4 protein-coding genes and 1 pseudogene are annotated in these 10,015 nt (G+C 59.0%); 1 reads left to right on the top strand and 4 read right to left on the bottom strand.

The annotated features are described in order from the left end of the window. Positions 1-257: 257 nt before the first annotated feature. The 4 genes and pseudogenes from P7F28_RS04405 to P7F28_RS04390 all read right to left on the bottom strand — a co-directional run bounded on the left by P7F28_RS04405 (position 258) and on the right by P7F28_RS04390 (position 9,239). Entirely contained in the window at positions 258-1,661 is a 1,404-nt protein-coding gene (locus tag P7F28_RS04405; protein ID WP_277183221.1) for an efflux transporter outer membrane subunit, read from the bottom strand. Continuing rightward, positions 1,658-4,969 (bottom strand): annotated as a pseudogene (locus P7F28_RS04400) (efflux RND transporter permease subunit). The gene P7F28_RS04405 and the pseudogene P7F28_RS04400 overlap by 4 nt, the downstream one beginning before the upstream one ends. After that, positions 4,966-8,067, bottom strand: a complete 3,102-nt coding sequence (locus P7F28_RS04395; protein ID WP_277183220.1) for an efflux RND transporter permease subunit — start codon at positions 8,065-8,067, stop codon at positions 4,966-4,968. The pseudogene P7F28_RS04400 and the gene P7F28_RS04395 overlap by 4 nt, the downstream one beginning before the upstream one ends. Next, the gene (locus P7F28_RS04390) at positions 8,064-9,239 is read right to left on the bottom strand and encodes an efflux RND transporter periplasmic adaptor subunit (protein WP_277183219.1); all 1,176 of its coding nucleotides are present in this window, start codon (positions 9,237-9,239) and stop codon (positions 8,064-8,066) included. The genes P7F28_RS04395 and P7F28_RS04390 overlap by 4 nt, the downstream gene beginning before the upstream one ends. A 438-nt stretch (positions 9,240-9,677) precedes the next feature. Here P7F28_RS04390 and P7F28_RS04385 point away from each other — a divergent pair, with 438 nt between their 5' ends. Further along, positions 9,678-10,004, top strand: coding sequence for a winged helix-turn-helix domain-containing protein (locus P7F28_RS04385; RefSeq protein ID WP_277183218.1), 327 nt, complete (start codon positions 9,678-9,680; stop codon positions 10,002-10,004). Positions 10,005-10,015 lie beyond the last annotated feature (11 nt).

Raw genomic sequence — 10,015 nt, 5'->3', positions numbered from 1 at the left:
AGCGCGGGCCGCTCTGCTTAGGAAACAGAGGTGCTCAAACCAGACCGTACCTATTCGCTGACAGGCCGGGCAGGCCTCCGTGGCGTCAAGCTATTGTCACCGAGGGAGACCCTTAATCCACTTGCCCTTTCAACGGGCAGTGCCTGGTTGAAAAAGCTGCTTTCTTTGGTGACTTTCTTTGCAGCAGCAAAGAAAGTTACCCCCCCGCCGGGGAGGCGGCTACTGAATAAGCCAAACAACAAACAGAAGCAGTACCCTCAAAACCCAACCCACCCTCCGCCCAAATCCCCATACAACGCCGCAGCATCAATCAACCGCGATTCAGTAACCCCAAGCGCCGTCTGCTCATCAGTCAACTGCGTAGCTTGAGCAGTCGCAACCGTCGTGTAATCAACAGTCCCAGCCTGATACTCATTCAGTGCAACTTCCGCCCCATGCCGCGCATCGAGTACAGCCTGATCGATCGCCACCTGCTGCTGCGCAAGAATCCGCAACCCGGACAAATCGTCCTCAACATTCTGGAATGCGCCCAACACCGTGCCACGATAATTAGCAACGGTTGCATCATAAGCAGCACGCGCAGCATCAACCTGAGCACTACGTGCACCGCCATCGAAAATAGTTTCACTGGCGCTGCCACCAAGCGACCAAACATAGTTAGCAATATTGAACAATCCCGCAAGCGGCGAACTTGAAAACTCAAGCACGCCAGAAAGCGAAATAGTCGGATAGTAAGCCGCAACGGCCACGCCAATAGCCGCATTCTGCGCAGCCATTTGCCGCTCCGCGACAGCAATATCCGGCCGCCGCTCCAACAGCGTAGAAGGCACACCAGCAGGAATCTCCGGCAAAGTCGGTAACGCAAGACCATGCGCCACATCGAGCGATTCGGGATTGCGCCCGACCAGCACCGCAATCGCATGCTCGTACTTCGCCCGCGATACACCCAGCGCAATCAGACTCGACTGCGCCGTCTCCAATTGCGTACGCGCCGTAATGAGGTCGGATGGCGCGATCGTCCCCGCATCGGATTGATTCTGCGTCACGCGCAGCGATTCGGTGTAGGCCTTCACCGTGCGCTGAAGCAGATCGATATTGGCATCGGTAATGCGCAGATCGATCACCGCTTCGGCCAATGCAACTTGTTCGGATAACGTAGCATTTGCAAGCGTCGCTTCACTGGCCTGCGCCGTCGCCGCGCTTTCTTCGATAGAACGTCGCACCTTGCCCCAGAAATCCGGCGCCCAGTCCACCTCGCCCTCAAGCGAGGCCGAATTGTTCACCGTATTGCGTCCGCTAAACGTCGTCAATGTACTCGTGCCCGCGCGTTGCCGCGTGCCAGAACCCGTCACGCCGAGCGTCGGAAACAACGAAGCACGCGCCAATCGCACCTCTGCCAAGGCCTCCTGATAATTCGCCAGACTCTGCCTGACCGTCTGATTCGATACCGCCACCTGCGGCTCCAACTCATCGAGCAACGGATCGTGAAACGCGGTCCACCAGTCGCCTTTGGGTGCGGCAGCGGCATCGGGTTGCGCGGCGGTCCAGCCATCGAGCGACTTATACGTCGCCGGCACCGACACCATCGGCCGATGATAATCGGGACCAACCGTACAAGCCGCCATCATCGCCGACATCAGCAAAACAAGAGGGATTTTCATTGCGCGGCCTCGGACTCGCGCTGCCGGTTCCACGGCAGCCGGGCGGCCCAGGCGGCGAGACGCGCCCGCAGCCGGTCCAGATAGAGATAGATCACAGGCGTCGTGTAGAGCGTGAACACCTGACTGAGAATGAGACCGCCGATCACCGTGACGCCCAGCGGCTGACGCAACGACGCGCCCTGCCCGATGCCGATCGCCAGCGGCACCGCGCCGAGCACGGCAGCGAGCGTGGTCATGAGGATCGGACGCAGACGAACGACGGCGGCGTCGTGAACGGCGCGCGCGGCGTCGTAGCCTTCGTTGCGTTGCAGTTGAATTGCCACATCGACCATCATGATGCCGTTCTTCTTGACGATACCGATCAGCAGAATCATGCCGATCATCGCGATGACGGAAAACGGCGTGCCGAAGATCAGCAAGGCCAGCGTCGCGCCGATGCCCGCCGATGGCAGCGTGGAAAGAATGGTGATCGGATGCACGGTGTTTTCGTAGAGGATGCCGAGCACGAGATACACCACGCCAAGCGCGGCCGCGATCAGCAGAGGCACCGCGCCCATCGATTGCGAGTACGCTTGCGCTGCGCCCGCGAATCCGCCGTGAATTGCAGCGGGCATGCCGATTTCCTGGCTCGCTTCTGCAATCGCCTGCCCCGCTGCCGACAGCGATCCATTCGGCGGCAAATTGAACGAAAGCGTCGCGGCCACTTGTCCGCCCTGATGGTTCACTTGCGTTGCAGTGTGGCTGTTGGAGAATGTGGCGAGTGCGTTGAGCGGGACCATCGTTTCCGCTGCGGTGCTGTCGGCACTGCCGCTGGATGTGCCGCCCTTCGAATTGGAAATGGCATTGGTCGTGGCATTTGCTTCGGCATCCGAATTAGTCAAACTGGTCGATGAGGATGTGCTCGTAGTCGCCGAAACCGCTGAAACCGCCGATGCCGCCGTCACGCCGCTGACCGTGCTCTTCATCATTTGCGTTTGCGCGGTGCCGTTCGCATTGCCCGCTGCGGTAGACAGATACAAGCGGTCGAGTTGATTCGGATATTGCCAATACGGCGGCGCGACTTCCATCACCACCGCATACTGATTCAAGGCGTTATAAATTGTCGATACCGTGCGCTGGCCAAGCGCGTCGTACAGCACGTTATCGACTTGATTCGGATCGAAGCCGTAACGTTTGGCCGTGGCGCGCTGGATCTGCACCATGGTTTGCAGGCCGTTTTGCTGCAAGTCCGAGTTCACATCGACCAATTGCGCGCGATACTTTCCCAACGCGGCAACAAGCTTCGGAGTCCATTTGAAAAGCTGATCGGCGTCATCACCGGTGAGCGTGTACTGATACTCCGCCGCCGATTGCCGTCCGCCGATACGCAAGTCCTGCTGCGCCTGCAAGAACAATCGCGCGCCGGACACCGCATCCAGTTTCGGACGCAGACGATTCACCACTTGTTGCGCGGACGCATGCCGCTGCGCCAGCGGCTTCAACGCGATAAACACCTGCGCGGTGTTCAACGCGCGTCCGCCCGTAAAACCCGCCACCGACAGCACCGCCGGATCTTTCTACACAATCGCCTGCAATTGCGCGAGTTTTTGCTTCATCGCCGGGAACGAAATGCTTTGATCCGCGATGATTTGCCCCATCAGCGTGCCGTTGTCTTGCTCGGGAAAGAACGTCGAAGGCACGTAACGAAACAGCGCCACGTTCGCAACGATCAACGCAATCAGTACCAGCACCACGAGCAGCGAATGATCGAGCACGGCGGTCAGCGAGCGCGAATACGCCTGCGTCATGCGTTCGAACATGCGGTCGATCCAGCGCGGCTTTTGCTCCGGCGCTTGCTTGAGCAAGTACGCGCACATCGCAGGCGTGATGGTCAGCGACACCACGAGCGATATCAGAATCGCAATCGACAGCGTCACCGCGAACTCGTGAAACAGCAAGCCGACGATGCCCGGCATCAGCAAAATAGGCAGAAACACCGCGATCAACGAGAGGCTCATCGAGAGGACCGTGAAGGCGACTTCTCCACTGCCCTTCAACGCAGCCTCATGCGGCGGCATGCCGGCTTCGATATGGCGCATCACGTTTTCCAGCACGACGACGGCATCGTCCACGACGAAGCCCGTGCCAATGGTCAGCGCCATCAGCGATAAATTGTCGATGCTGTAGCCCAGCAGATACATCGGCCCGAACGTGCCGACGATCGACAGCGGCAGCGCGACGGCAGGGATCAGCGCGGAACGCGGCGAGCGCAGGAACACGAATACCACGCCCACGACGAGCAACACGGCGATGAACAGCGTGCGTCCCGTATCGCCTACGGATGCGCACACAGATTGCGAGTGATCCACCGCGACGTGCACTTTTACATCGCCAGGCAGCGTGGCTTCGATCGATGGCAGCACCGCGCGAATCTGCTGCACTGTACGCACGATATTGCCGCCGGGTTGCGGAAACACGATCACGAGCACCGCAGCCTTACCGTTATAAAGCCCTGCATTGCGGATACTTTCGTTCGAGTCGATCACATCGGCGACATCGCGCAGCATGACCGGCGCGCCGCTTCGATACGCAATCACCAGATCGCGATACGGCGCGGCTTTCTTGATCTGATCATTTGATAATACTTCGTATCGCTGATCTTTTTGATCGATATGTCCTTTCGCGCTGTCCGCATTCGCCGCACTCAGCGACGCACGCACGTCTTCCAGTCCGATTCCATAACTATTGAGCTTGCCCGGCTGCAACTCCACACGCACCGCAGGCAACGCGCCGCCGCCCACGGTAATCTGGCCAACGCCGGTAATTTGCGATAGCTGCTGCTGAATGACCGAATCGGCGGAATCGTAGAGTTGTGCGGTGGTGAGGGTGTCGGACGTGAGCGCGAGGACCGCGAGCGGCGCTTCAGCCGGATTGTATTGCCGATAGGTAGGATTGCTGCGTAACGTGGTCGGTAAGTCGGCGCGCGAGGCCTGGATGGCTGCTTCGACATCGCGCGCGGCGCCGTTGATATCGCGCGTGAGTCCGAATTGAATCACGATCAATGACGTACCTACCGAATTGATCGATGTGAGTTCGTTCACCTCCGCTATCGTTCCGAGCCTTTTTTCAAGGGGTTCCGCAACGGTCGATGCCATCGTCTCCGGACTCGCGCCTGCCATCGTCGCCTGCACCACGATCACGGGAAACGCCGTGTTCGGCAACGGTCCAACCGGCAGCCTGAACACCGCCAGCAAACCCGATAGCGCGATGGCGATAGCGAGCAGCGTCGTCGCTACGGGCCGTCGAATGAAAAGCGCCGAGGGGTTCATGACGGCGCGGCCTCACTCGTTCGACGCGCACGCACGCGTTGAGCAAGACGATCGAACAACAAGTAAATGACAGGCGTAGTGAACAGCGTCAATACCTGACTCACCGTCAACCCGCCGATGATCGCAAGTCCTAATGGACGACGCAATTCGGAACCCGTGCCCGTGCCGACGAGCATGGGCAACGCGCCGAGCATGGCCGCGAACGTGGTCATCAAAATAGGCCGCAAACGCAGCAGCGATGCTTCGAAAATCGCTTCGCGCGGCGGCTTGCCGTGTTCGCGTTCGGCTTCGAGCGCGAAGTCCACCATCATGATGGCGTTCTTCTTGACGATGCCGATCAACAACACAATGCCGATGATGCCGATCACATCGAGATCGCTTCCCGCGATCATCAATGCAAGCAATGCGCCGATGCCCGCGGAAGGCAGCGTAGAAAGAATCGTCACCGGATGAACAAAGCTTTCGTACAGCACGCCGAGCACGATATACACCGCGATCAACGCAGCGAGTAACAGATAAACCTCGCTGGACAGCGAGTCTTCGAACGCTTGCGCCGCGCCCTGAAACGACACGCTGATCGATGCGGGCAATGCAAGCGCGTTCTGCTCATCGCGAATCTGCTTCACCGCCGTTGAAAGCGATGCACCCGGCGCGAGATTGAACGATATCGTCGCGACAGGAAACTGCGCGAGACGGCTGATGACAAGTGGCGTCTGCGTGATGCGCAAGGTTGCGATCTGACGCAACGGTACTTGTCCCGTGGTGCCGGTTTGCGTCGGCAAATATAGATCGCCGAGCGATTGAACCGTTGAGAGCGACTCGGGCTTCGCAACCAGAATCACGCGATGCTGATCCGACTGCTGAAAAATCGTCGAAACGATACGTTGCCCGAGCGCATCGTACAACGCGTTATCGATGGTCGCGGGCGTGATGCCGTAACGCGCGGCGAGCTGCCGGTTCACATCGACCTGAATGCCGGGGCCGGAATTGTCGAGATCGCTGGTAACGTCGGTGAGATCGTGCAGGCCCTTCATCTTCGTAACGAGCGCGGGCACGTATTGCTCGAGCACTTGCTGGCTCGGACCGCGCAAGGTGAGCTTGTATGCGTTGGGCGAGATCGATGTATCGAGTGTCAGGTCCTGTTCGGGCCGCACGAACAGCTTGATGCCCGACACATTCGCGGTTTTGTTCGACAGACGGCGCGAGATTTCCTCGGCGCTGTCGGAGCGGTCATCGCGGTCCTTCAGGTTGATCAAAAAGCGCCCGTTATTCAGCGTCGTATTGATCCCGTCGATACCCACATACGACGTGATTGAAACGACATCCGGGTCCTTCAAAATGGCATCGGCGAGTGCTTGCTGGCGCGTGGCCATCGCTGCGTAAGAAACGGATTTGTCCGCCACGCTGATGCCTTCGATCACGCCCACGTCTTGCGTCGGAAACAAGCCCTTCGGAATGACGATGTAGAGCACGGCCGTCAACGCAACGGTTGCGACGAAGATAATCATCGTGAGCAATTGATGATCGAGCACCCAAACGAGACCGCGCTCATACGCATGTTGCGTGCGATCGAACACGTGCTCGCTCATGCGCTCGAAGCGGCTCGGCTTGCGATCGTTCTGTGCGCGGAGAATGCGTGCGCACATCATCGGCACCACGGTAAGCGATACCACCGCCGATATCACGATGGTCACCGCCAGCGTTACCGCAAACTCGCTGAATAGCCGCCCGATCACGCCGCCCATAAACAGCAGCGGTATCAGAACGGCGATCAATGATAAGGTAAGCGAAAGAATTGTGAAGCCGATCTGACCTGCACCGGCCAACGCGGCATCGAGCGGTTTCATGCCTTCTTCGAGGTATCGAACGACGTTTTCGATCATCACGATGGAATCATCCACCACGAAGCCCGTCGCGATTATGAGCGCCATCAGCGAGAGATTGTCGATCGAATAATGCAACTCGTACATGATCGCGAGCGTGCCGACCAGCGATACCGGCACCGAAATGCTCGGCACGATGGTCGCGGGCACGTTGCGCAGAAACACGAAGATCACCGCCACCACGAGCACAACGGCGAGCACGAGTTCCCACGCGGCATCGCGTACGGAGGCGCGGATCACGCCGGTGCTGTCAGCGACGACTTTCACTTCCATGCCTGCAGGCAAGGTGGATTCGAGCGCGGGAAGCTGCTTGCGAATCTGATTCACGGTCGCGATCACGTTCGCGCCCGGCTGACGCTGCACGTTCAGCACGATCGCGGCGGTCTTGCCGCTCCACGCGCCGCGTTCGATATCCTGTGCGCCTGCGGTCGCGCGCGCGACGTCGCGCAGAAACACCGGCGAGCCGTTCTGATACGCGATCACGGTATTCATGTAGTCCTGAGGATCGGTGATCTGATCGTTGGAATTCACCGTGTAATCGAGTTCGGGACCGTCGAAATTGCCCTTCGGCTGACTCACGTTGACGTTCGCCAGCAGCGTGCGCAAGTCGTCGATATTCAGGTTGTAGGCGGCGAGCTTGTTCGGATCGGCTTCCACGCGCACGGCGGGCACGTTGCCGCCCGCAGCCGTCACCAGACCCACGCCCGGCACTTCCGATATCTTCGTGCCGAGCCGATTGTTCGCCACGTCCTGCAACTGCGTAAGCGACATCGACTTCGACGTGATCGCGAGCGTCATGATCGGTTGGTCGGCCGGATTCACTTTCGCGTAGGTTGGCGGTGCGGGCAAACCGGTCGGCAAGTAGCTGTTGGCTGCGTTGATGGCCTGCTGCACGTCTTGCTCGGCGACATCCAGACTCAGCGACAAATCGAATTGCAGCGTAATGACCGATGAGCCTTCCGAGCTATACGAAATCATCTGCTGGACGCCGGGGATTTCGCCCAATTGCACTTCGAGCGGCGCGGTGACGGTGGTTGCCATCACATCGGGCGATGCACCGGGATAGAAGGTCTGCACCTGAATGGTCGGGTAATCGACATCGGGCAGCGAAGACACCGGCAGAAAGTGCATGGCAACGACGCCGACCAACACCATCGCGATCATCAGCAAGGACGTCGCGACGGGGCGCAAAATGAACGGGCGGGATAGATTCATTTTTTGGCGGCCGTCGCGCCTGCATTCGAACCTGACACGCGGATTTTCGCGCCATCGCTCAGGCGGTCCATGCCGTCGGTTACCACTGTGTCGTTCGCCTGCAAGCCGGAAGAGATAACCGTATGAACACCATCGCTCGCGCCGATTCCGACTTTTATTACGGATACCGTATCATTCGCATTCACGCGATACACGAAGTTGCCGGGCGCGCCGCTTTGAACCGCCGCAGTGGGCACGAGCAACGCGTTTTGCAGCGTATCGACGAGCAGTTTCACGTTGACGAATTCGTTCGGGAACAGAATTTTGTTCTCGTTGGCGAAATCCGCACGCAAGGTCACCGTCCCCGTGCTGGTAACGATCTGATTGCTCAGCGCGTAGAGCGTGCCGGTGCCGAGTTGTTTGGTGTTATCGCTGCTGGATGCGGTCACGGTCAGCTTCGCACCGCTCTGGAAGCGATCGAGCACTTTGCCCAGCGAGTCTTGCGGCACGGCGAATTCCACCGTGGTCGGCGTGATCGTCGTAATGACCGCGATGCCCGGACTGCTCGATGCCGTCACGTAATTGCCCGGATCGACGAGCCGCAAGCCCACGCGCCCCGAGACCGGCGCGACGATCCGGCAATACGTGAGATCGAGATCGAACTGGCGGATATTGGCGAGGTCGGCCTGCACGGCGGCTTCGTCTTGCTGCACAGTGAATTGCTGATCCGCAAAAGTTTGTTCTGCGATGGATTTCTGCGCGTTGAGCTTCGTATAACGCGCGAGATCGGCGTGCGCCTGCGCCAGCGATGCGCGATCCTTCGCAAGCTGCGCTTCGGCCTGCTGCTTGTCGATTTCGTACTGACGCGGATCGATCTGCGCGAGGAACTGGCCTTTCACCACATCCTGACCTTCCTTGTAGCCGACTGCGGTCAGATAGCCGGACAACTGCGGCAGCACGGTCACGGTTGCAACCGGCGTCACCGTGCCGGGCGCGTTGAGCGTTTCGGGCATATCGCCCGTGGTCGCTTTTGCAACGCTGACCACTTGCGCCTGCGCGCCACGCGCAGCGGGCTTTCGATGCACGAGATGCCATATCACCAGACCGAGCACGATCAACAGCGCAATCCCGATGATGATGCTCAGCCCACGCCGCTTCGGGCGCTTGCGTTCTTCCACGGCTGCGGCGCTCATGGCTGCCTCCCGCGACGGTGAATCGAAAACTGAATACGACCGCGCATGAAAACATCCTCCAGAGACAGGGTTCGACCTGAGCATGAAGCCTGAACCGGACGATACCCGAGCCGCGATAACAGCGGGTTACCTTCTTCTAAGGCTTGTAATAAAGCGAAGATGGCGCGCGTGTCATGCTGGATTTATTACGTAAGGATGGCGAATCAAATCGTAATACGTTCGATCGTTCTCTCAGCGACGAACATTCGTGAACGTAATAATCGACGGCATCACGTAATGCAATGAAGCGTATCCGTCAGCGATGCAAAGCCGCTGGCAATACGCTTAAAGGACACACTCGTAACACGCCGTAAATTGCCGGCGAGGTTTGTAATGATCCATGACGCCGGATTGGCGTTAGTCTCGACGCTCAACGAGTCTCGACTGCATGGGGCGTCTATGTCATCTGCGTATCGCTTCGGCCACTTCACACTCGATCTCGCCGCGCACGCACTCTTCAGCGACGACACGCCGGTCAGCCTGACGCCAAACGAGTTCGCGCTGCTGGTGATATTCACGCAGCATCCGCTGCAGCCGCTTTCACGGGCGCGGATTATCGAGTTGTTATATGGGCAGGAAGCGCCGGTGACGGAACGCGGAATCGATGTGCCGGTGTGGAGATTGCGTCGGCTGCTCGAAGATAATCCGGCGATTCCCCGGCGAATCGTGACGCTGCGGAGAGTGGGATATGTGTTTGTGCCGGATGGGGAGTATGGGTATCGGTGAGGCGAAAAAAA

The sequence above is a fragment of the Caballeronia sp. BR00000012568055 genome, assembly GCF_029439455.1.
GTDB lineage: Bacteria > Pseudomonadota > Gammaproteobacteria > Burkholderiales > Burkholderiaceae > Caballeronia.
This window is presented reverse-complemented; position numbering and strand designations above follow the sequence as displayed.